This is a genomic window from Actinacidiphila sp. bgisy144 (assembly GCF_057708105.1).
Genome location: NZ_JBYIRM010000032.1, coordinates 78,126 through 99,314 on the forward strand (window position 1 = coordinate 78,126; position 21,189 = coordinate 99,314).

General features: G+C 71.9%; 20 protein-coding genes. 9 read left to right on the top strand and 11 right to left on the bottom strand.

From position 1 onward, the window contains the following. Positions 1 to 7: 7 nt before the first annotated feature. Positions 8 to 883, bottom strand: a complete 876-nt coding sequence (locus tag AC3EVP_RS29685) for a LysR family transcriptional regulator (RefSeq protein WP_435135180.1) — start codon at positions 881 to 883, stop codon at positions 8 to 10. Positions 884 to 980: 97 nt separating this feature from the next. Between AC3EVP_RS29685 and AC3EVP_RS29690 the strand changes: the two genes are divergently transcribed. From AC3EVP_RS29690 to AC3EVP_RS29705, 4 genes are all read left to right on the top strand, one after another. After that, positions 981 to 1,346 carry a YybH family protein gene (locus AC3EVP_RS29690; RefSeq protein WP_435135183.1) on the top strand — a complete coding sequence of 122 codons (366 nt, stop codon included), beginning with the start codon at positions 981 to 983 and terminating at the stop codon, positions 1,344 to 1,346. A 187-nt stretch (positions 1,347 to 1,533) separates the two neighbouring features. Next, positions 1,534 to 2,568, top strand: coding sequence for a hypothetical protein (locus AC3EVP_RS29695; RefSeq protein ID WP_435135186.1), 1,035 nt, complete (start codon positions 1,534 to 1,536; stop codon positions 2,566 to 2,568). Between the two features lie 202 nt (positions 2,569 to 2,770). Then, positions 2,771 to 3,151, top strand: coding sequence for a toxin-antitoxin system YwqK family antitoxin (locus AC3EVP_RS29700; RefSeq protein ID WP_335979487.1), 381 nt, complete (start codon positions 2,771 to 2,773; stop codon positions 3,149 to 3,151). 92 nt (positions 3,152 to 3,243) lie between these two features. Beyond that, positions 3,244 to 3,852, top strand: coding sequence for an NIPSNAP family protein (locus AC3EVP_RS29705; protein WP_435135189.1), 609 nt, complete (start codon positions 3,244 to 3,246; stop codon positions 3,850 to 3,852). Positions 3,853 to 3,924: 72 nt separating this feature from the next. On the opposite strand, the gene AC3EVP_RS29710 is transcribed toward AC3EVP_RS29705, so the two are convergent. From AC3EVP_RS29710 to AC3EVP_RS29725, 4 genes are all read right to left on the bottom strand, one after another. Continuing rightward, positions 3,925 to 6,996, bottom strand: coding sequence for an alpha-mannosidase (locus tag AC3EVP_RS29710; RefSeq protein ID WP_435135192.1), 3,072 nt, complete (start codon positions 6,994 to 6,996; stop codon positions 3,925 to 3,927). Between the two features lie 74 nt (positions 6,997 to 7,070). After that, positions 7,071 to 7,976, bottom strand: coding sequence for a carbohydrate ABC transporter permease (locus AC3EVP_RS29715; RefSeq protein ID WP_435135195.1), 906 nt, complete (start codon positions 7,974 to 7,976; stop codon positions 7,071 to 7,073). An 89-nt stretch (positions 7,977 to 8,065) separates the two neighbouring features. Then, positions 8,066 to 9,016 carry a carbohydrate ABC transporter permease gene (locus AC3EVP_RS29720; protein WP_435135198.1) on the bottom strand — a complete coding sequence of 317 codons (951 nt, stop codon included), beginning with the start codon at positions 9,014 to 9,016 and terminating at the stop codon, positions 8,066 to 8,068. Next, positions 9,013 to 10,395 (bottom strand): extracellular solute-binding protein, encoded by a 1,383-nt coding sequence (locus AC3EVP_RS29725; protein ID WP_335979494.1) that lies wholly within the window; start codon positions 10,393 to 10,395, stop codon positions 9,013 to 9,015. Before AC3EVP_RS29725 ends, AC3EVP_RS29720 begins: the two co-directional genes overlap by 4 nt. 542 nt (positions 10,396 to 10,937) lie before the next feature. Here AC3EVP_RS29725 and AC3EVP_RS29730 point away from each other — a divergent pair. Further along, entirely contained in the window at positions 10,938 to 12,197 is a 1,260-nt protein-coding gene (locus AC3EVP_RS29730) for an ROK family transcriptional regulator (protein WP_435135201.1), read from the top strand. Positions 12,198 to 12,384: 187 nt separating this feature from the next. On the opposite strand, the gene AC3EVP_RS29735 is transcribed toward AC3EVP_RS29730, so the two are convergent. Then, positions 12,385 to 13,365 carry a hypothetical protein gene (locus AC3EVP_RS29735; RefSeq protein ID WP_435135204.1) on the bottom strand — a complete coding sequence of 327 codons (981 nt, stop codon included), beginning with the start codon at positions 13,363 to 13,365 and terminating at the stop codon, positions 12,385 to 12,387. A 64-nt stretch (positions 13,366 to 13,429) separates the two neighbouring features. Next, positions 13,430 to 14,023: a carboxymuconolactone decarboxylase family protein gene (locus tag AC3EVP_RS29740; protein WP_435135207.1), complete on the bottom strand. Its 594-nt coding sequence runs from the start codon at positions 14,021 to 14,023 to the stop codon at positions 13,430 to 13,432. Positions 14,024 to 14,457: 434 nt separating this feature from the next. On the opposite strand from AC3EVP_RS29740, the gene AC3EVP_RS29745 reads away from it, so the two are divergent. After that, positions 14,458 to 15,387 carry a LysR family transcriptional regulator gene (locus tag AC3EVP_RS29745; RefSeq protein WP_435135210.1) on the top strand — a complete coding sequence of 310 codons (930 nt, stop codon included), beginning with the start codon at positions 14,458 to 14,460 and terminating at the stop codon, positions 15,385 to 15,387. Between the two features lie 784 nt (positions 15,388 to 16,171). On the opposite strand, the gene AC3EVP_RS29750 is transcribed toward AC3EVP_RS29745, so the two are convergent. Next, a complete protein-coding gene (locus AC3EVP_RS29750; protein WP_435135212.1) occupies positions 16,172 to 16,867 on the bottom strand; it encodes an alpha/beta hydrolase in 696 nt (231 codons plus the stop codon). Between the two features lie 83 nt (positions 16,868 to 16,950). Between AC3EVP_RS29750 and AC3EVP_RS29755 the strand changes: the two genes are divergently transcribed. Beyond that, the gene (locus AC3EVP_RS29755; RefSeq protein WP_435135215.1) at positions 16,951 to 17,568 is read left to right on the top strand and encodes a TetR/AcrR family transcriptional regulator; all 618 of its coding nucleotides are present in this window, start codon (positions 16,951 to 16,953) and stop codon (positions 17,566 to 17,568) included. Positions 17,569 to 17,591: 23 nt separating this feature from the next. On the opposite strand, the gene AC3EVP_RS29760 is transcribed toward AC3EVP_RS29755, so the two are convergent. Beyond that, positions 17,592 to 18,215 carry a DinB family protein gene (locus AC3EVP_RS29760; protein ID WP_435135217.1) on the bottom strand — a complete coding sequence of 208 codons (624 nt, stop codon included), beginning with the start codon at positions 18,213 to 18,215 and terminating at the stop codon, positions 17,592 to 17,594. 89 nt (positions 18,216 to 18,304) lie between these two features. Here AC3EVP_RS29760 and AC3EVP_RS29765 point away from each other — a divergent pair, with 89 nt between their 5' ends. Then, positions 18,305 to 18,700, top strand: a complete 396-nt coding sequence (locus AC3EVP_RS29765) for an NUDIX hydrolase (RefSeq protein ID WP_335979503.1) — start codon at positions 18,305 to 18,307, stop codon at positions 18,698 to 18,700. A 5-nt stretch (positions 18,701 to 18,705) separates the two neighbouring features. Here AC3EVP_RS29765 and AC3EVP_RS29770 read toward each other — a convergent pair whose 3' ends face one another. Together AC3EVP_RS29770 and AC3EVP_RS29775 are read right to left on the bottom strand one after the other, a co-directional pair. Beyond that, positions 18,706 to 19,440, bottom strand: a complete 735-nt coding sequence (locus AC3EVP_RS29770) for a Type 1 glutamine amidotransferase-like domain-containing protein (RefSeq protein WP_435135220.1) — start codon at positions 19,438 to 19,440, stop codon at positions 18,706 to 18,708. A 96-nt stretch (positions 19,441 to 19,536) separates the two neighbouring features. After that, positions 19,537 to 20,505, bottom strand: coding sequence for an ArsR/SmtB family transcription factor (locus tag AC3EVP_RS29775; protein WP_435135223.1), 969 nt, complete (start codon positions 20,503 to 20,505; stop codon positions 19,537 to 19,539). 211 nt (positions 20,506 to 20,716) lie between these two features. On the opposite strand from AC3EVP_RS29775, the gene AC3EVP_RS29780 reads away from it, so the two are divergent. After that, on the top strand, positions 20,717 to 21,088 hold the full coding sequence (locus AC3EVP_RS29780; protein WP_435135226.1) for a hypothetical protein: 372 nt from the start codon (positions 20,717 to 20,719) through the stop codon (positions 21,086 to 21,088). The last annotated feature ends 101 nt before the right edge of the window (positions 21,089 to 21,189 follow it).

Here is a 21,189-nt window from a genome sequence, read left to right on the forward strand (position 1 = left end):
CGGTGCGTCAGGCGAAAGCGCGGTGGGCGTGCGGGAGGAAGGCGCGCAGGGCCGGGGCGGGGGAGGGGCGCCACAGCAGGGACAGGTACGCGGGTGCGGCGGCGTCCTCGATCGGGAGGGCGAGCAGGCGGTCGCGGTACCGCTCGGCCATGGAGGCGCTGAGCACGCCCACGCCGAGCCCGCGGGCGGTGAGGTCCGCGATCGCGTCGGGCGCGCTCGCCTGGCAGGAGACCACCGGCTGCGCCCCGGCCGCCGCGCACGCCCGGTCGAAAACGGTGCGCAGCCCCGTGCCGGCGGGCATGCAGATCACCGGGTGGGCGGCGAGGTCGGCCAGCGCCACGGAGCCGCGGGCGGCGAGGGGGTGCCCGGGCGGGACCGCGGCGACCAGGCGTTCGCCGACGACCACGAGCGCCTCCAGCCCGTCCGGCGCGGGGCTCGCCGTCCCGGCCAGCGCGAGGTCGAGCGCCCCGGACCGCACATCCTCCACCAGCGCCTCGGAACCGCCCTCAAGCAGGGCGATCCCGACCCCCGGGTGCGCCCGGTGGAAGGCGGCCAGCGCGTCGAAGAGCGGGGTCACGGTGCAGCCCACCACCATCCCCACCGCCAGCCGGCCCCGGACCACCTCGCTGACCTCCCCGACGGCGTGCGCCACCGCGCCGGCGGCGGCCAGCGCGGCCCGGGCGTGTGCGAGCGCCGCCTTGCCCGCGACGGTCAGCGCCACCACCCGCGCGGAACGGTCGAACAGCTCCGCGCCCAACTCCTGCTCCAGGCGCCGGATCTGCGCGCTCACCCCGGACTGGCTGATGTGCACGCGCTCGGCGGCCCGCGTGAAATTGCGCTCCTCCGCGACCGCGACGAAGTACTCCAGCTGCCTGAGGTCCATAACTACTGATTCTAGTTCGCAGCAGAACCATCTGTTGGACTTCTCATCCGGGCGGAGCCACGCTGGAAGTCCAGGCCGACGACCGAGGAGGCACACCATGCCGGAGTACGCCGGGGCCGAACGGCCCGAGGACATCACCCGCCTGTTCGTGGAGCGGTCCAACGCCGGCGACGCCGCCGGGGTCGCCGCGCTCTACGCCGAGGACGCCGTCCTGGCCTACCCGCCCGGCGGGCGGACCGTCGGCCGCGAGGCCATCCGCGCGCTGTGGGAGAAGGTGCTCGCCGCCCGGCCGCACTTCGCGCCCGAAGAACCCCTCCCGACCCTCGTCCACGGCGACATCGCGCTCACCTCCACCGCCCCGCGCGACGGCGCCGGCGCCCGCGCCCAGGTCGCCCGCCGCCAGCCGGACGGCACCTGGCTGCGCATCCTCGACCAGCCGGAGTTCACCACCCCCGAGACCTGACCGACCGCCGGACCACCCCCCCGCGTACCCCGGAAGTCCCGCTGTACAGGATGGGGTTCGGTTCGTCGTCGCTCGGTCGGGTCGGCCGGGCGAGGCCGCCGTTCGACGTGGCCCGCGCACCCGAGGAGGGCACACCCCGCCGGCGGCGACGGCTTCGGCGCGGTGCCGCGGCCGATAGGCTGCCGGGGTGAACTCCGGACAAGCCACCTTCACCAGCGCCACCGCCGACTTCGAGACCGCCGTGCGGGCGCGGGACGCGCACGCCTCGGGGGTCGCGTTCGGGCGGCTCCAGGAGACGTTCCAGACGGCGGACGACGGGGAACTGGCCGCTGTGGCACCGCGGTTGGCGGCGCTGGCGCCGGAAGTGCCGCTCGGGCCGCGATCGGTGGTCGCGGTGGTGGTCGGCGCGGCCGTGGAGCGCGGCGCCGACCCGGCCGCCTGCGCGCCGAACGTCCTCGCCGGGCTCGGCGAAGCGCTCGCCGCCGCCGAGGAGTTCACCGCGCGGTGGGCGGCCACCGGTGGCGGCGACCTGCCCGACCCGCAGCGGACCAACCCCGAGGACGCCGTCTTCGACCGGGTCGGCCAGCCCGCCACCGAGGCGTGGTGGACGCTGCCGCAGTGGGAGATGGCCGCGGTCGCGGTGCTGAACCACAAGGCGGTGCGCCAGGCCGTGCCCGACCGCTCCGCGCTGATCGACGCCGCCGAGCGGCTCGGCGACGCGACCGGGGGCGGCCTGAAGTACCTGCGCTACATGCTCGCCGTCCTCGACGACGAGCCGCTGGTGGTGCTGCACCGCCCGACCGGCACCGGCTACCGGCTGCGGATCAGCGGCCTCGGCGACAACTTCCAGCTGCACACGCTGCTCGCCGCCGAACTCGTCGGCGGCGGCCACCTGCCCGGCGAGGCGCCCGCCGCGCCTGCCGCGGCCGTCTGCCGCGACGCGTCCCCGGGCACGCCCGCACCCGACACCACCGGCTCCTTCGACCTGGCGGCGGCCGACGGCACCGTGATCTGGAACGAGGGCATCCCCGCCGACATCCCGCCGGTGGACGGCGTCCGCGTGCTCGTCCTCGACCCGCCGTCGTACGTCCGCAGCTGGCCTGCCGGGCGGCTCTTCGCCGGCATGCCGGGTGAGGTGGCGCTCGAGGCGGTCCTCCCGCCCGCGGAGGTGGCCGCGTGGCTCGCGCGGACCTCCGAGCGGCCGGCCGCCGAAGTCGGCTGAGCGCACCTTCCGGGGCGCTTGGGGCCTGTCGGGCGATTCGGCACGATCGGCGGTCACCGAAGCGCCCCGGGGCGGCCATACTGGGGTCCAGGCAGGTCCGGTACGGTCTTCCGCCCGGCTGGTGGCGCGGGCGGACGGCCGCCGCCGCACGGGCGTCGCGGGGCGGAACGGAACAAAGGGGACTGGGACAGGAGTGAGGCCGGTGCAGCGCATCAACTTCGACGATCCGGACGTCGGCAAGGACGAGGAACTGCGCGTCGTGTATCGGAACGAACTGTTCACCGGCGAGGTGGAGGAGTTCGCGGGCGAGGCCCGGGTCGCGCTGAGCACCTACCGGGACGGCGTGCCCGACGGCCCGTCCATCGAGTGGTACCCGGACGGCACCCTCCGCTCGAAGGGCTCGCTGCGGATGGGCCAGGTGGTGGGCGAGTTCAAGGACTGGCACCCCAACGGCGTGCTCGCCGTCAGCCGCGTCTTCGACGAGCGCACCACGCTGCTGGAGCACTACGAATGGGACCGCGAGGGGCTGCCCACCATGACGTGGCGCTTCGCCGACCAGGAGTCCGAGCACTCCGCCTGGTAACGGGGGCCCTGGCAGGGGGCGCCGACACGGTGTGGCCGGCCGCACGCGATCCTGGAGACCCGGAACCCCTCCTCCCGGAACGAGGACCGCAGATGCTGTACGAGATCGCCACCCTCCAGGTCACCCTGTTCGCGGTGCCCGACGTGCTCGGACCGCTGGAGTCCTACACGGCCGGCGCGCCCGGGCGGCTGCTGGGCTGCTGGGAGATCGAGCACGGCGAGATCTTCGGCCGGCTGCTGGTGCTGCGCGGCTTCGAGGACGCCGCCGAACTGGCCCGGGAGCGCGAGCGGTTGCTCACCAGCGCCGACCCGTTCGGCATCGGTGACCACCTGGACCACTTCACCGTGGAGACCTACCGCATGTTCCCCTTCCTCCCGGACGTCACCCCGGGCGCGTACGGGGGCGTGTACGAGTTCCGCACCTACCACCTGAAGCTGGGCGGCCTGAACCCCACGATGAGCGGCTGGCGCAAGGCGGTGCCCGAACGGACCCGGATGTACCCGCTGACCGCGGCCATGTACGGCCTGGACGGCATCCCCAGGATCACCCACATCTGGCCGTTCCCGGATCTCAACGCCCGGCTGGAGATCCGCAAGGAGTCCTACGACCGGGGGATCTGGCCGCCCGAGAACGGCCCGCAGAACATCGCCCACGCCACCTCCAGCATCGGCATCCCGACCGCGATCTCGCCCCTGCACTGAGCCCGACCGGCGTGATCGCCGAGGGCCGCCCGACCCCCGGGCGCGCGGACACCCGCGCGCCCCGGGCCGGTCTCAGGGCCGCCCCGGCGCCAGCCGCAGCGTCAGGATCTGGAACGGCCGCAGCGCCAGATGCACACCGGCCCCGTCGGCCGTACAGCTTCCGTCGTCCGCGAGCGGCCGCTCCAGCAGATCGGTGACCGTCACCGACGCAGGCGCGAACGACGCCGTCAGCGTGGCCCGCGCCCGCCGGCCGTGCGCCTCGTACAGCCGCACCATGACGTCCCCGGACCGGTCGTCGGCGAGCTTCACCGAGGTGACGACGACCCCGTCGTGGTCGACGGCGACCAGCGGCGCGACCGCCGCCGTACCCGGCACGCTCCGCTCGGGCAGGTTCATCCGGTAGCCCGCGCGGATCGCGTCCGGCACCTCGGCGCCGACGGCGAACGCGTACCGCAGGCGGTGCCGGCCCTGGTCCTGCTCCGGGTCCGGGAAGCGCGCCGCGCGCAGCAGCGACAGCCGGACCGTGGTGGTGGTGCCGCCGTCCGGCCGCACGTCCCGCGTGATGTCGTGGCCGTAGGTGGAGTCGTTGACCAGCACGGCACCCCAGCCGGGCTCGCCGACGTGCAGGAAGCGGTGCGCGCACACCTCGAACTTGGCCGCGTCCCAACTGGTGTTGACGTGCGTCGGGCGCTCCACGTGGCCGAACGGGATCTCCGCGGTGGAGTGCGCGGCCCGCACGTCCAGCGGGAAGGCCGCCTTGAGCAGCTTCTCCCGCTCGTGCCAGTCGATCACCGTGTCGATGTCCACCTGCCGGGCGCCCTCGCGCAAGGTGAGCACCTGCTCCACCCGGGAGTCGCCGAAGCCGCGGACCACCCGCACCCCGCCCGCGCCCTCGTCCGCGGTGACCGACTCCGCCTCGGTCAGGTCGCGCACCGCGTTGCGGTAGAAGGCGTCGATGTCCCAGGCGTCCCAGCGGTTCGGGAAGTCCTGGTGCAACTGGAGCAGGTTCGCCACCGCCCCCGGCGGCAACGCCTCCCGCCCCGCACCCACGTCGTACGCCGACGTGATCAGGCCGCGACCGTCGACGGTGACGCGCACCAGGCCGTTGTCGAGCACGAAACCGCCGCCGGACGGCACCGGCCGCACCGCGGCGGGGCCGGCGCCGCGCGGGGCGGCACCCATCGCGGGCACCCCGTCGCGGGCGTGCGGCGCCGCGTTGAACACCACCGTGCCGCCGCCGCCCCCGGCCAGCGCCCGCTGCGCGATGTCCACCAGCTCCCGCAGCTCCCGCGTCACCTCGGCGTACGTCTGCTCCGCCTCCCGGTGCACCCAGGCGATCGAGGTCCCCGGCAGGATGTCGTGGAACTGGTGCAGCAGCACCGTCTTCCACAGCCGGTCCAGCGCGTCGTACGGGTAGGGCGCCCCGGTCCGCAGCGCCGCGGTCGCCGACCACAACTCGGCCTCCAGCAACAGGTGTTCGCTGCGCCGGTTACCCTGCTTCGTACGGTGCTGGCTGGTCAGGGTGCCGCGGTGGAACTCCAGGTACAACTCGCCCACCCACACCGGCGGTTCGGGGTACTCCGCGCGGGCCTTCGGGAAGAACTCGGCCGGCCCCTCCACGCTCAGGCGCGGCGAGCCCTCCAGGTCGGCCACCCGCGCGGCCCGCGCCAGCATCTCCCGGGTGGGACCGCCCCCGCCGTCGCCGTACCCGAACGGCACCAGCGAGCGGTGGGTGTGCGCCTTGTCCCGGAAGTTCCGCTCGGCGTGCGCGAGTTCGGCCCCGGTCAGCCCGCTGTTGTAGGAGTCGACCGGCGGGAAGTGGCTGAAGACGCGGCTGCCGTCGATGCCCTCCCACAGGAACGTGTGGTGCGGGAAGGCGTTCGTGGTGTTCCAGGAGATCTTCTGGGTGAGGAACCAGCGCACCCCAGCCAGCTTCATCAGCTGCGGCAGCGCCGCGTTGTAGCCGAAGGTGTCCGGCAGCCACATGTCCTCGGTCTCCACCCCGAACTCCGCGAGGTAGAACCGCTTGCCGTGCACGAACTGCCGGACCAGCGACTCGCCGCCGGTGATGTTGGTGTCGGGCTCCACCCACAGGCTGCCGGTCGGCAGGAACTGCCCGGTCCGCGCCTTCTCCTGGGCTCGCGCGTACACCTCCGGGCGGTGCTCCTTCAGCCACGCCAGCTGCTGCGCCTGGCTCATCACGAACCTGAACTCCGGGTGGCCGTCCATCAGTTCGGTGACGTTGGAGACGGTCCGGGCCACCTTCCGCACTGTCTCGCGCAGCGGCCACAGCCACGCGGAGTCGATGTGCGCGTGGCCGACCGCGGAGACGCGGTGCGCGCCGGCGGACGCCGGGGCGGCGAGCGCGGGCGCCAGCACCTGGCGGGCGGCGGCCGCGGTGCCGCCGATGTTTTGGAGGTCGATGACGTCGAGCGCGTCCTCGACCGCCCGCAGGATCTGCCAGCGCCGGGTGGCCTGTTCGGGCAGCTCCCGCGCCAACTCGCCCAGCACGTCGAGGTCCTGGACCAGTTCGAAGACGCCCGCGTCGAAGACCGCGAGGTCCGCGCGCCGCAGCTGGTACAGGGGTTCGCCGCCGATGCCCGCGCCGCCCCCGCCGCCCTCGCCGTCCGCGAGCCAGCCGGCCCGGTCGCCGGCCGAGGTGACGCCGAACGTCAGCTGGTCCGGGCCGGTGTGCATCACCACCGGGTTCGCCGCCGCCTCGACGTAGAACACCGCCTCCTCGCCGCCGGCCGCCGGGGAGGCGACCGGCAGATGCGTGTTGCGCGGGTTGAGCGCCTTCACCGCGGTGCCGTCCGGCCGGTAGGCGAGCCCCTCGGTGGAGAACCCGGGCGCGGTCGTGCCGAACCCCAGGTCCACCACCGCCTCCACCGGCAGCCCCGCCCACTCCCGCGGCACCCGGCCGGCGAGCCGGAACCAGCTCGTCGACCAGGCCGGCCCCCACCGGTCGCCGACCCGCGCCGGACCGTACCCGGCGGCCAACGCCTCGGCCACCGGCACCGGTTCACCCGGCACGTGCCACACCTCCACGGCCAGTGGCACCGTCCGCGCGTGCACGGCCGGCCGCAGCCGCTGGTCCAGCACACGCCGCAACCGCTCCTCGATGGCGGCGGGATCGCTGTGCATAGCAGGGGCCCTCCCTCTGGGTGGACAGGTGCCCGGGCGGACGCCGGGCACCGGGGAAACGGAACGGCGGCCGGTCAGCCCTTGAGCGCGCCGCCCAGCGCGAACCCGCCGCCCAACCGCCGGGCGAGCACCAGGTAGAGCATCACCACGGGGATCGAGTACAGGATCGAGAACGCCGACAACTGCCCGTACTGCGTGTAGTCGTGGGCGCTGAGGAAGTTGAAGACGCTCACCGAGGCAGGCAGCTTCTCCGGCGTCAGCAGCAGGATGAACGGCACGAAGAAGTTCCCCCACATGCTGATGAAGGTGAAGATCGTCACCACGATCACCCCCGGCCACATCAGCGGCAGCACGATCCGCCACAGCACCTGCATGGAGTTGGCGCCGTCGATCCGGGCGGCCTCCTCCAGCACCACCGGCACCCCGTCCATGAAGTTCTTCATCAGCCAGATCCCGAACGGCAGCGCGGACGCGGCCAGGAACAGCGTGGTCGCCGGCATCGAGTCGATCAGGTTGACCTGCACGAACATGCTGTACACCGGGATCATCACCGCGGTGATCGGCAGTCCGGTGCTGAACAGGATCGTGTAGAGGAACGGCCGGCGCAGCCGCGACCGGAACCGCGACAGCGGATACGCGGCCAGGATCGAGCACACCACGCACACCAGGGTCCCGCCGCCGCACAGCAGCAGGCCGTTGAGCATCGGCCGGAACGTGGTGTCGTAGGTGAGCACATGGCGGAAGTTCGCGGTGGTCGGCGAGGGCACCGACAGCCTGAACGACGCGTGCGCGTTGACCGACGCCAGCACCATCCACACCAGCGGCACCAGGTACAGCACCGAGAACAGCAGCAGCACCACGTTGATCACGCTGCGCCCCGCCCGCACCCGCCCCTTGCGGGTCCGCCCCACCCGCACCCGCACCGGTGCCCGCCGCCCGGCCGAGACCGCCGCGACAGGCGCACTGTCCGTAGCGGCCATCACCCCGCCCCTTTCATTGGTCGGTGTTCCTCCTCGTCTCCTCCGCGGACGGCCTCCTTCGTCGGCCGCCCACTGCGGTGACTCGCTCGTCACCCCTCCTCGATTCTGAGCATCCGGATGTACACCACAGAAAACAGCGCCCCCACCACCAGCAGCACCAGCGCGATCGCGGTGCCGTAGCCGATCAGGCTGTTCTGGAACGCCTGCTGGTACATGAAGATCGGCAGCGTCTCGGTCTTGTTGCCCGGGCCGCCCCGGGTCATCGTGTAGATCAGCCCGAACACCGACAGCGTCTGCAATGTGATGAGCATCAGGTTGGTGAGGATCGAGCGCCGGATCACCGGCAGCGTCACCCGCCACAGCCGCTGCCACGGGTTCGCGCCGTCCACCTCCGCCGCCTCCACCAGCTCGCGCGGCACATCACCGAGCGCCGCGGAGAACACCAGCATCGAGAACGCGGTGCCGCGCCACACGTTGGCCAGGCACACCGCCAGGATCGGCAGCGTGTACAGCCAGTTCTGCTGCGGCAGGTGCAGGAAGCGCAGGATCACGTTGAGCGAGCCCTGCTGGAAGAAGAACGCGTACATCAGGTAGCCCGCGACCACCTCCGGCAGCACCCACGCGGAGATCACCACCGCGCTGGTGAACGACCGCACCGGCTTGGACGCCTTCTCCATCAGCACCGCCAGCGCCAGCCCCAGCGTGTTCTGCCCGATCACCGCCGAGCCGATCACGAACAGCAGCGTCAGCTCGACCGCGTTGGTGAAGTCGGGGTCGCCGAAGGCGCGGGAGAAGTTGTGCAGCCCGGTGAAGTGGGTGCCCGACGCGCCGGTGAGCTGCATGTCGGTGAAGGCGTAGTAGACGCAGTACCCGATCGGCCCGGCGAGGAACACCGCCAGCAGCACCACCGACGGCAGCACCGGCAGCCCGCGCAGCAGCGCGGCCAGCGGCGCCGGCAGCGGCCCCCGCTCGGACCGGCCGCCGCCGGCCCCCTTGCGGCCGGCGGCGGGAGCGGTGGGGGCGGGCGCGGCGGAGGTCACTGCGCGCCCTGGACAGTGTGGTCCGCGCCGACCGCGGACTTGACATCGTTATCGAACGTACTCGCGGCCTTGTCGACGGAGGCCTGACCGGTCGTCACCGACTCCATGGCCTTCTGGATGGCGGTCGAGACCTGGGTGTAGGCCGGCACACCGGGCCGGTAGTAGGTGTCTGCGACCAGGGAGCTGAAGAACTCGTTGGTCGGCAGCGCCTTGAGGTACTTCGGGTCGGCGGCGACGTCCTGGCGGGTGGGGATGGTGGCGTTGACGTTGTTCCACTGCGCCGAGGCGGACTCCGTCTCCAGCGCCTGGAGGAACTTCCACGCCAGGGCGGTGTTCTTCGCCTTGGCCGGGATCGACCAGGCCCAGCCGCCGGACATGCTGACCTTGCCCTTGCCCTGGCCGTTCTGGGTCGGCATCGCGGCCTCGCCCATCGTGGTCTCCCACTGCGGCCAGGGCTTCGCGCCGGTGCGAATCCAGTTGTTGGGCATCCAGGAGCCGTCGATGTCGATGGCGAGCTTGCCCTGCGGGATCATCTCGGTGCCGACCTGAGCGCCGATGTTGACGCCGAGCGCGGTCTGCACCTTCGGGCCGAGGTTCTCGCTGTAGACGGTGTGCAGAAAGTCCAGCGCGTCCTTGAAGCCCGCGCTGCCCACCACCCACTTCTGCTGCGCCGCGTCGTAGAGGGAGTTGCCGCCGGCGGCCGTGCCGTACAGCAGCATCTCGAAGCCCTGCATCGAGGACTGCTCGCCGCCCGCGGTGCCGGTGTAGAGGTTCATCGGGGTGACGCCGGGCACCTTGGCCTTGATGGTGCGGGCCGCGGTGAGTACGTCGGCCCAGGTCTTCGGCTGCCAGGGCACTGCTATGCCGGCCTGCTTGAAGAGCGTCTTGTTGTACCAGATGCCGCGGGTATCGGTGTTGTCCGGGACGCCGTAGGTCTTGCCGTCCTTGGCGTACTTCATCGCGGTCTTGGACGCCGCCGCGTAACGGCTCCAGTCCTGCCACGACGCCAGGTAGCTGTCCAGCGGCTTCAAGTACCCGCTGGCCACGTCGGAGTTGATGGTGGCGGTGTCCTCGTAGACCAGGTCGGGCGCGGTCACGGGGGAGCGCATCATCAGCTGGATCTTCGTGTAGTAGTCGTTCTCGCTGGCGGTGACGGGCACGAGCTTGACGGTGGTGCCGGGGTTCGCCTTCTCGAACGCCTTGACCTGCGCGGCCAGGAAGTCGGGCTGCACCGTGTTGCTGCTGTTGAGCTGCTTCTGGTAGACGACCTTGATCGTTTTTCCGGAACTGCCGGAACCGGAACCGCAGCCCGCTGCGGTCGCGCCCAGCAGTGCGGTGACGGCGGTGATGCCGGCGGCAACGGTGAGTCTCGTGCGCACGCTCAACCTCCGGTGGAGTGCCCGTACTCGGCCCGCGAGCGTGAGGTGACAGGGCGGGCCGGGCGCGGGACGCGGGTGTGCCACAGGGCGCCGACAGTCGGAAACCTGTGGCCGGCAGGGCGGGCGGCGCCCTGGTTGTCGGCGAAGCTAAATCCAATGGATGGAGTAAGTCAACGCTTCTGACATGTAAACTTCCCGCCGTCGGGGGGTGCGGAAGCGGGCGCGGGGCGCGCGGCGGGGCGGTTCGCCGCGGTGGCCGCGGGGCCGCGGGGGCGCGGGCGGTGCCGGGTGGGGGAGCGTTCCGGGCGGAGCGGGGGCGTAAGCGGAATGGGGCGCGGGCGCATGCGGGCGGGGGCTCGCGAAGTCGGGCGCGTGCGGCGGCCGTTTAGGGCGGCGGCTGCTTTGCGCGGCGACTTTGCGTGGCGGCTTCGTACGGCGGCTGCTTCGTACGGCGGCTGGTTCGTACGGCGGCTTCGTACGGGCGGCGCGCGGACGGGACGGGCGGGAGGCGTGACACGGCGAGGGGAGAGGAACGTGACACGGTGACGCAGGGTGGGACCAATCTGCCCCGGGTGGGGGGCTACAACCAGGCCGTGATCCTGGACGCGATCCGGACCGCGGGGCCGGTCAGCCGGGTGGAGCTGGCGCCGCTGACCGGGCTGACCAGCCAGACCGTCTCCAATGTGGTGCGGCGGCTGCTGGCGGCCGGCCTGATCACGGAGTCCGGGCACGCGCCCTCCAGCGGCGGCAAGCGCCGGACCCTGCTCTCGCCGCGCGCCGACGGGGCGTTCGCGGTCGGGGTGCAGCTCGATCCGGACGCCGCGGTGATCGTGGTGGTCGACCTCGCCGGCGAGGTGCTGGCCTCGCGCCGGGTCGCGCTCGCGGACTCCGCCGAGCCGGCCGACGTGGTGGCCCGAGTGGCCGCCGCGGCCCGGCGCCTGACCGCCCGCACCCGGGTGGACCCCGCCCGGCTGCTCGGCACCGGCATCGCCACGCCCGGACCGATCGACGGCACCGCGGGCGAGGTGGTGCACCCGCCGAACTTCCCCCGCTGGGGCCGGGTGCCGCTGCTGGAGATGTTCGGCGCCGCCACCGGGATGCCGGTCGCCATGGACAACGACGCGACCGCCGCGGCCATCGGTGAACGCTGGATCGGCGGCCGGGCCCGGGCCGGCAGCTTCCTCTTCCTCTACCTCGGGACCGGCATCGGCGCCGGGATCGTGCTCAACAACACGGTGCTGCACGGTGATTCGAGCAACGCGGGCGAGTTCGGCCACATGGCCGTCGAGCCGGGCGAACGGACCTGCCACTGCGGTGGCACCAACTGCCTGGGTCCGTACGTCAGCCCGTCCGCCGTCCTGGCCGATCTGCTGGCCCGGTACGGCAGTTCGGCCGCCGAGCGGATCGGGCTCGCCTGCGCCGCGGACCCCGCGCGGGTCGAGGAGTCCGCGCACGCGGACTGGAAGCTGCTGTGCCGGGCCGCCCGCCGCGGCGACCGCGCGGCCTGCGACGCCGTCCGCACCGCCGCCGCCCGCATCGGCCAGGCCGCCCGCGGCGCCGTCGCCCTCCTCGACGTCGAGCGGGTGGTGCTGGGCGGGGAGGCGCTGCGCGGCATCGAGGACATCATGTGCGAGGAGGTCGAGGCGGCCGTCAACACGACATCGGTGACCCGGGTGATCCGGCGCGTCGCCGTCGAGCGCAGCGTGATCGGCGAGGCGGTGGGCGCGGTGGGCGCGGCATCGCTGGTCCTGCACGGCACCTACGCCCCGGGCTGGCGGATGCTGACGCAGCCGCGAGGCTAGGAACCGGCACGGGTCTGTACGGCGAGCGGTGTAACTACCGCGATGGGAGCGACAGTTGATGACAGACGTGGAAGTGGCATCGGGGCCGGGGAGGCCGCTGTGAGTGGGACGGGCCCGGTGTCCCCGAAGGGCCCGGCCGAAGACGCTCTCCGTCATGCCGTCTTCGGCCGGGCGGACTGCGACCGGCTCAGAACTCGATCCGAACGACCGCTGAGGGCCGGATCAGCCCGGAGTTGTTCGGCGGGGTGTGGCCACCGTCCGTGGTGAAGTAGGCGACGCGGCCGTAGTCACCCTCCTGGCGGCCCCACGCAGCGCTCGACGGGCCGAGGAACCGGTCGTCGATGGGGTCACCGACGATGAGCTTGGTCTCCTTCGCCGCGACCCCGGGGTCCAGCGGGACGCTGTACAGACTGTTGTCGATGTGAGTCGTGATGTACGCGACGCCCTTGTTCTCGTCCATGCAGAAGTCGTCGACCGCGTGGATGCCCTTGAAGACCACTTCCGGCTCTCCCACCGGCTCGTGGGTGTCGGGGTCGAAGGCCACCCGCACGAAGATCTGCTCCCACGAACCGGTGAAGTACACGTGGTTCGACTTCTCCGCCGTACGCACGCCGTTGACGCCCGGGTAGGGGATGGAGAAGGTCTGCGTCAGGTGGACCGCTCGCTCGGGGTCCAGCCCGGGGGCCATGGAGTCGTGCTTCAACCAGACCTTGGCGGTCCCGGCCATCCCGTCGTCGCTGAGGTCGACCCGCCAGATCAGACCGGCCGCGCAGTCGGCGACCAGGATCACGCCAGGAGCCAGCAGGCAGCTGCCGTTCAGCCCCGCTGCCTGCGACGCGAAGTTGAGTACCCGGGTGCGGTTCACCGGCGCGCCGGGCGTCCAGGCGCGCAGGTCGAAACGGTCCAGGGTGGCCGGCGCCATCGAGGACACGTAGAGCACGTCGGGCTCGGCCTCGACGATGCTCATGGGCAGGCCCTCCAGCCGGTCCACCAGGACGGCCCCGATGGTCGCGTCCTCCGCCGGAGCCGGCGCCCACCACAGCTCCCGGCGGTTGAGCGCGGTCACCAGCATCGAGCCGTCAGCACGGACCGCGAGATTCTCCAGAAAGTAGTGCTCCGGCAGCGTAGCGACCGTCGTCAGCTTGGGCCGGCTGTTCTCAGTTGTCACCTTAAATCTCCTCGGAGATCGAAAGAAGACCCGGAACGGGTCATGGCTTCGCGGTTCTACGCGATCAGTCGGGAATGGGGACCGTGAACATGTTCAACAGGATGCACACTCCCTGGTATTCGGCCATTACTGCCCAGATGTCGGACAGCCCCTGATGACCGAAAGTCTGCTCAGCCTCGCGGAAGAGTTCGTCATCGAGGCGGTGATTGAGCGTCAACTGCCGTGTGATGCGTACTGCGAGTTTTTCGTCGTCGCTCAGTTCATCCGGTACCGCCCCCTCGCCCAGCGCCTTGACGACCTCAGGCGAAAGACCGTACTGGCGGGCCAGGATCTTGTGGGCGTACATCTCGTACTGCGACTCCCACACGGCTCCGACAGCGACGATCACCACCTCTCGTACCCGGTCCGTCAGCGACGTGTGCTTCGCCTCGGCCTCAGCGAAAGCGAGCCACTGCAACGCCACCCGGGGGCGACGCAGAAAACCGTTGAAAGGGCCGATGAGGCGGCCGTCGTCGGTCGTGATTTTGAACCCGGCGTCGTTTGCCCACGGCAGCTGATTCGCCACCACATAGTCGAACAGTTCCTGCTGCGCGTCTGTCAGCGTTGCCAGGCCGACCAACGGGAGGCGCCCACCGAGTGCGTCACTTTGAACGGTCACTTCGAAGCTCCTTGACCATCGCTTAGTTCTCTTCTGCAGGTTCTCTGGCTTCTGGAAGAGGCCAGCAAAGGGATGGTTGTTCCAGAGCCCGCCGCAACCACTTCCCAGGGTTGTCCAGGACCCCTGCGGTGTCCAATGGTGTTTGTTGATGACTCGGATTCATCCCGAAGATCGATGAGGGAACTCGGCCTGGGCGCCCATGCGTCCGAGGGATGCTCTGCCGGACCGTATATTCGAGGTCCGGCGACGCGGCGCGCGGAACACAAGCCGTCGAGGAAATCGGTGCGTATGCCGTTTCCCGACAGGAACGGGCACGACCACGCCCTCGGCGTCCGCCTCGGAGCAGTTGTCAGCCATGACGGGCCGTCACACGAAGGATGGCGTCCGACGATTGATGTCGTCTCCATCCATCTAAACATGCGATAGTCGAGGGCATGGACCTGCGTCAACTCGAGTGCTTCATCGCAGTAGCGGAAGAATCAAGCTTCACTCGCGCGGCGGCGCGCCTGCACATCGTGCAATCCGCCGTGTCGGTGACCATCGCCTCTCTGGAGCGCGAACTGCACGCCCAGTTGGTCCAGCGCACCTCGCGCCGGGTAGGACTGACCGACGCCGGCAACGCCCTGCTGCCCAAGGCCAGGGCTGCCCTGCTGGCCGCCGAGGAGGCAAGGAACGCTGTCGACGACGCCACAGGCAGCGTTCGCGGCACCCTCCGCCTGGGGACGATGAGCTCCCTCGGGCTCATCGACCTGGCCGCACTGCTCGGGCGCTTCCGCCGCGACTACCCTGGCGTATCCGTCCACCTTGCCACGGCTTCCTCGAACGGCGGCTCACCGGGGCTGATCCACGCGGTCAAAGAGGGCGCCATGGATCTGGCGTTCGTGTCGATCCCAGGCGCGGTTCCGTCCGGTGCCCGCCTGACAGAGGTCGCCTCCACCCCCCTGGACGTTGTGACCCTCCCCGGTCACCGCCTGGCCCGAAAAGAGAGCGTCGACCTCTCGGAACTGGCCGAGGAGTCCTTCATCGACTTCCCGGTCGGCTACGGCAACCGAGCTGTGGCCGACCGGGCTTTCGAGTCCGCTGGTCTGCAACGCCGAGTCGTCATCGAAATCACGTCCATAACCTCCGGCGCCGACTTCGTCCGCCACGGGCTGGGCATCGCACTTCTGCCACGAGGCGTTGGCCGGGCTCGGAACGGCCTCAGTTCTCTGCCTGTGACGAACGCCGACCTGAACTGGCCCATCTCCCTGGCCGTCCCTACCAACAGGACACTGGGCGCGGCCGCCAGAGCCTTCGAACGTGTCGCGCTCGGCACTCGGTTCCCCGCAACTCCCCAGCCACCTGGGCCGACTGGCGACCACTGAGGAGTGGTATGCGGCGGACGGCCCGGCCGGCGCTCTACAGGCAGTGGCAGAGCCCGTACAGTGCCGCCCCGAGCCCGAGTGCGCCGCAGGCCAGGAGAACGAGACCCACCAGCACGATCAGCACCGTGACCGGGGCGTTGAGGTTTTCGGCGGGCCGCAGACGACGGCGTATGCGGCGTCCGGGTGTGTCAGCCGATACCCGCGCCGGGAGAGAGGCCCTGGTGAGGGAAGCGTTCACCGTCATGTCGGTACCTCCAGTGTTGCATTCCATTGCGCGAGAGAAGCGGTGGGGAGGATTGCCGAACTGCTGAGGATATGTGCCGGCGCCGTCGGCTCCGCCCGAACAGCTTGCAATGGCCACGATGCAGCAGCAACGAACATTATTCAAATGAGTATTTGCGATAACTGGCATTCGTGAGGTGAATAGTTGGCATGCGTGTACCGCCTCGCCGGGTCGATCTCGGCCTGTGGTTCGCGGTGCCATGGATTCGGCAGGCGCATGCTGGCGGCCGTGACTCTTTCAGGCTGTCCGAATGACACGTCAACCTCAATGCCAGTAGCGACTTGCGGGTTTCGGCTGGTGTCGTGGTGCCCGGAGGTTCCTGGGTGCCGCGGGCCGGGCGGGACAAGCGACCGCGGCTTCACCGGAGCGGAGTTGTGGCGAGCTGCCTCGGCCGGAAGCGCGGACCTGCTCTGGCGGGCCCGCCCGCATCGCGAACTGAAGGCCCACCAGCGCGGTCCCGCCCAGGCCCTGGGGGTGCGGTGGCGGCGCGGCGGTGGGTCGTCACAGGGCGAGCAGCAGGTCCCGGACCGCGGCCGGTTGGGACAGGAAGGGGTGGTGGCCGGCGTCGAGTTCGACGACGGCGGCGGCCCGCCGGGCGAACTCGCGCTGGAGCCGCGGCGGGGTGCCGCGGTCCCGGGCGCAGACGAGGTATGTCGAGGGCACCTGCTGCCACGCGGCCGCGCCGACCGGTTGCCCGGTCACCCGCACGCTCTGCGCGGCGAGGTGGTCCGCCGCCTGCGCCTGTACCTCGGGGCCGCAGTCATGGAGGAAGGTGTCCACCAGCAGTTCGGGGCGGACCGCGAAGGTGCCGGCATCGGGGTCGACGTCGAGGAACGGGGCGGGGCCGCCGTCCCCGAAGTCCGACAGGCTCTGCCCGGCCTCGGGCAGGTAGCTGGAGACCAGCAGCAGATGGCGTACCGCCCCGATTCCGGCAGCGGCCTCCGCGGTGACGATGCCGCCGTAGCTGTGGGCGACCACGACCGTCGGCTCGTCGCTGTCGCGCAGCACCCGGCGCACCGCGGCGACGTCCTCGACGAGCCCCGGACCCCCGGCGCCGCCGGGCGGGCCCGCCTCGCCGCAGCTCGGCAGCGCCGGGGCCACGCTCGGCACCCCCCGCTCCCGCAGCAGCTCGGCGGTGCGGTGCCACCACCACGACCCGTCCCGCACGCATGCCCCGTGCACGAACACGACCCTCATCCCAGCCTCCGTGTGTCTGTCTGGCGCGACCTGCTTCCCTTCCGACGATAGACGTAACGACAATTACGTGAAAAAGTCGGGGCGTGGGCAGACGACCGGAACCGCACATCAAGGACAGGCTGCTCGACGCCTGCGCCGACCACGCGCTCGCCCACGGCCTGCCCGACCGGCTGGAGCCGCTGGCCACCGCCACCGGTACCTCGGCCCGCATGCTGATCTACCACTTCGGCACCCGCGACGCCCTGCTGCGCGCCGTCCTGGAAAGGGCACGGCAACGCCAACTCGACGCGTTCGGCGACCTGCTGCGCGTGCGGCCCGGCGAGCCGTACCCGGCCACGCTCGATCGCGCCTGGAGCGCCATCACCGGCCCGGGCGGGCAGCCCTACCTGCGGATGTTCGGCCGGCTGCGCGAAAGCGCGGAACAGCGGCTGTGGCCCGACTTCCGCCGCACCGCGACGACCGACTGGCTCGGCCCGCTGGAGGAGGGCCTGCGCAGCATCGGCCGGCCGGACCTCGCCACGCTCGTGCTCGCGGTCATCCGCGGGCTGATCATGGACCTCGACGCGACCGGCGACACCGACCGCGCCGACCGCGCCTTCCACCACTTCCTCGCCGCGCTTAAGCACCTGTCCGTCCCGGGGGAGCAGGGCGACGGCCGTCCCGCCCGCCCCGCCGGGCCCGACACGGCGGCGGAAGCCTGACCCCGCGCCGCCCGGCCGAGCGCTTACGCGGTGGCCTGTCCGGGGAGCGGGGCGGTGCGGGCGGTCGGAGCCTGGGCGGCGGCTTGTTCGACGCGGGCACGGTGCGCCTCCCACCACGCACGGTCCTGCTCGGGCACGCCGACGTTCTGCCGCGTCATCCCCACGGTGCCGTCGAGGAGTTCGCGCAGGATGTCCGCGTGGCCTGCGTGCCGTTGCGCGTCGGCGACGACCCGTACCACGGCGTGGTGCAGCGTCACGTCCCTGCGGCCGGCCGGCCACCACGGGACCTCGCCGACCGTGTCGAGCGGCAGTGCCTCGATCGTCGCGTCGGCGTGCGCCCACGCCCGGCGGTATCCGGCCACGATGAACTCGCGCGACTCCTCGGCGGTGGCCCACATGTCGGCGTTGGGCTCCGCGTTCTCGTCGCTCCACTGCGCGAGCTTGCCGGAGGGCCGACCGAACGTGTCGCCGAGGTAGCCCAGTTCGGCGCCGGTCACGTGCTTGACCAGCCCGAGCAGATTGGTGCCCGTCGGCGTCATCGGCCGCCGGATGTCGTACTCCGAGAGCCCGTCCAGCTTCCACAGCAACGCCTCCCGAGCGCCCTGGAGGTAGAGGTGCAGTTCGGCCTTCGCGTCGTGTGCGGTCATGCGGGTCATTCTGCCGTCCCGTAGGGTCGGCGCAGGCGAGTGGCGTACGGCTGCGGGGTCGGCCCCGTGCCGGGGAGAGGAGGGGCGGCGTGCTGATCGACACGGTCGCCTGGGTGCGGATCGAGGGCGGCCGGATTCTGTGCGCGCGGCCGCGCGGGAAGGGCGTGTTCTACGTTCCCGGCGGCAAGCGGGAGGGCGCCGAGACGGATCTGGAGACGCTGGTCCGCGAGATCCGGGAGGAGCTGACGGTCCGGCTCGACCCGCACAGCGCCGTCCACGCGGGCACGTACGAGGCCGGCGGGCCCAATCTGCCCGAGGGCGCCGTGGTGCGGATGGCGTGCTACACCGCCGCGTACGAAGGGCGGTTGGCGCCGAGCAGCGAGATCGAGGAGACGGCCTGGTTCTCGTACGCCGACCGTGAACGCGTCCCGCCCGTCGACCAGTTGCTCTTCGACGACCTCAACGCCGCGGGCGAGCTGGCCTGATCGCCTCACACCGGGGGCAGCCTGCGCGGCTCGATCCGCTCCTCCACGGCGGTGTCCCCCTCGCGGCGGACGACGTAGGCGCCCTTGCCCGGCACCTCCGCGACCGCCTCCACCAGTTCGGTGCCGCGGTAGACCAGCCCGACCCCGTCGTCCGTGCAGTGCGCCGCCGGCAGGGTGCCGTCCGCGACGAGCCGGTGGACCAGCGGCCGCCGGCCCGCGTCCGAGTCGTAGTGCACCCCGTTCCCGTACGGCAGCAGGCCCAGCGCGTCCGTCACCGGGCGCAGCCGCGGCCCGTAGGAGTCCGTGGTACCGCCCCGGAACCAGCAGATCGAGCCCGCGCTCACCCCGCTGAGCACCACCTCGGACTCCCACGCGCGCCGCATCACCGCGTCCACCCCGTGCGCCCGCCACACCGCGAGCAGGTTCACCACCGAACCGCCCATCACCCACACCACGTCCTGGGCCAGCACCTCGCCCTCGATGTCCGCGACGTTCGGCATCGGGAACAGGTGCAGCGGCGTCACGTCGAACCCCGCCACCCGTCCGGCCTCCACCGCCCGCGCCGTGAAGTGCTCCGCGTCCCCGATCGCGGTCCCCACGTACATCACCCGCGGCCGGCGCCCGTGCACCCCCGACAGCTCCACGGCGTGATGGACGAGCGCGTCGAACTCCACCCGGGTCCGCCCGCCGGCCCGAAGCCCCCCGGACGTGGCGACAATGGTCGGCTCACCAGCGGTCATGCCCCCAACCGTACGCCGAACACGCCGACTCCGCCGCCGAGGAGCTGCCGCGCCGCACGGCCGAGTGCGCCTCCGGCAGGCGTGGTGCCGACGCGCTCAGCACAGTGCGGGCGTTGCCGCCGAGATCATGTCGAGCCCCAGCGCGGTGCAGCAGTGCGAGACGCTCCGGCCTTCGCGCCGGGTGGTGATCAGCCGGGCGTCCCGCAGGGTTCTGGCCTGCATGGAGGCCGCCGCGGGGCTGATGTCGAGCGCCTTGGCCAGGCCCGTGGTGGTGTGTTGCGCCGTCAGCAGCCGGAGCATCGCCGCGCGGGTGCTGCCGAGGAGGGCGTTGAGGGGGTCGGGGGTGGCGGCGGCCTCCTGGAGGGGCAGCGGGGTGACGGCCGGGTAGACGAGGAGCGTGGGGCCCTCGGGCTGCGGGGCGAGCAGCGGACCTGCGGTCCAGAGCAGCGAGGGGAGCAGCGTCAGGCCCTGCCCGGTCAGCCGGATCTCGCGGTCGTACGCGCCCGGGAACTCCAGGGCCATGCCGTCCCACCGGGCCGAGGCGGACAGCCCGGTCAGCGTGGCGAGCAGCCCGTGCCGGGCCAGGTACCGCGCACGCCATGCCGCTTCCGCGTGGAATCCGGCCCGGACCCGCGGCCAGGCACCGGCGAGCAGGCTCGCGTAGGCCGCGGCCATCGACCGCTCGAGGAGCTGCCAGGACTCGCGGTCGTCGTCGGCGAGCCCGCGGGCCCACCGGGCGCGCGGCTGCTCCGGAGCGCGCACCCTGAGCAGCTCGGAGCGAACGTAGGCGCGCGGCGCCGAGCGGACGGTGTCCATCCCCTCGGCGAAGCCCGCGGTGGGCGGGTCGAGGAACAGCGGGCCCGTACCGGTCGGCGACAGCAGGTCGAGCACCGGCCGGGCCTGCGGCGGGAGGGACCGCTGGGCGCGCTGCCGCCACTGGCGGAACACCGGGTCCGCCGGGCGTCTGAGTGTCATGAGCGCCAGGCCCAGTTCCATCAACGGCGCGGGCTCGTCGGCCATCCGGACCCGTAACAGGTCCTCCGCGGTGAAATGCACCCTCAGCACACGGTCCCCCCACCGTCCGGTCCCGCGCCTGACCCGTCCGACAGTTCAGCGGCAGCTGAATACATTGCCGCGGACGGCGCCCGACACGCACGCTGTGACGCGTTCCGGTCCAGTCTCTGCCGCCGGGGGATGGGTGCGGCAGGCAGAAACCGGACATCACGCTCGATCACGGGAGGGAACCCACGTGCTGAAAAGGACGCACATCGGACTCATGGCAGGAGCCGCACTGCTCGGCAGCGGCCTCGTCCTGGCGCCGTCGGCGTCGGCCTCGGCCTCGGCGTCGGCCGACGTATCGCCCAAGGTCGCCTGCGACTTCTACCACCACAACGCGGACGCGGGCAGCGGCACGGTCACCGCCGACAGCCTCGCCCGCCGCGAGGGCCCGTACACCTACTGCGACGCGTACGGCTATGCCGCCCACGGCGCGAAGATCTACTACTGGTGCTACGACACCGGCAGCTCGGTCACCTCGAACGGCCTCACGATGGACACCTGGACCTACGGCCGGATCTCCGGTACGAGCCAGGAGGGCTGGTTCAGCGACGTCTATCTCAGCAACCACGGAGCCACGCACCCCTGCTGACGACTCAGGCGCCGGCGGGCCGCGCCGGCTAGCCGACGGCAGGGGGGGGGGGGGGGGGGGGGGGGGGGGGGGGGGGGGGGGGGGGGGGGGGGGGGGGGGGG

Coding starts and splice junctions, on each gene's coding strand:
- AC3EVP_RS29770 (WP_435135220.1), bottom strand. CDS start 19,440: ATGACCGCTGGTGAGCCGACCATTGTCGCCACGTCCGGGGGGCTTCGG.
- AC3EVP_RS29760 (WP_435135217.1), bottom strand. CDS start 18,215: ATGACCGCACACGACGCGAAGGCCGAACTGCACCTCTACCTCCAGGGC.
- AC3EVP_RS29685 (WP_435135180.1), bottom strand. CDS start 883: ATGGACCTCAGGCAGCTGGAGTACTTCGTCGCGGTCGCGGAGGAGCGC.
- AC3EVP_RS29780 (WP_435135226.1), top strand. CDS start 20,717: ATGGCAGGAGCCGCACTGCTCGGCAGCGGCCTCGTCCTGGCGCCGTCG.
- AC3EVP_RS29710 (WP_435135192.1), bottom strand. CDS start 6,996: ATGCACAGCGATCCCGCCGCCATCGAGGAGCGGTTGCGGCGTGTGCTG.
- AC3EVP_RS29690 (WP_435135183.1), top strand. CDS start 981: ATGCCGGAGTACGCCGGGGCCGAACGGCCCGAGGACATCACCCGCCTG.
- AC3EVP_RS29745 (WP_435135210.1), top strand. CDS start 14,458: ATGGACCTGCGTCAACTCGAGTGCTTCATCGCAGTAGCGGAAGAATCA.
- AC3EVP_RS29715 (WP_435135195.1), bottom strand. CDS start 7,976: ATGGCCGCTACGGACAGTGCGCCTGTCGCGGCGGTCTCGGCCGGGCGG.
- AC3EVP_RS29705 (WP_435135189.1), top strand. CDS start 3,244: ATGCTGTACGAGATCGCCACCCTCCAGGTCACCCTGTTCGCGGTGCCC.
- AC3EVP_RS29750 (WP_435135212.1), bottom strand. CDS start 16,867: ATGAGGGTCGTGTTCGTGCACGGGGCATGCGTGCGGGACGGGTCGTGG.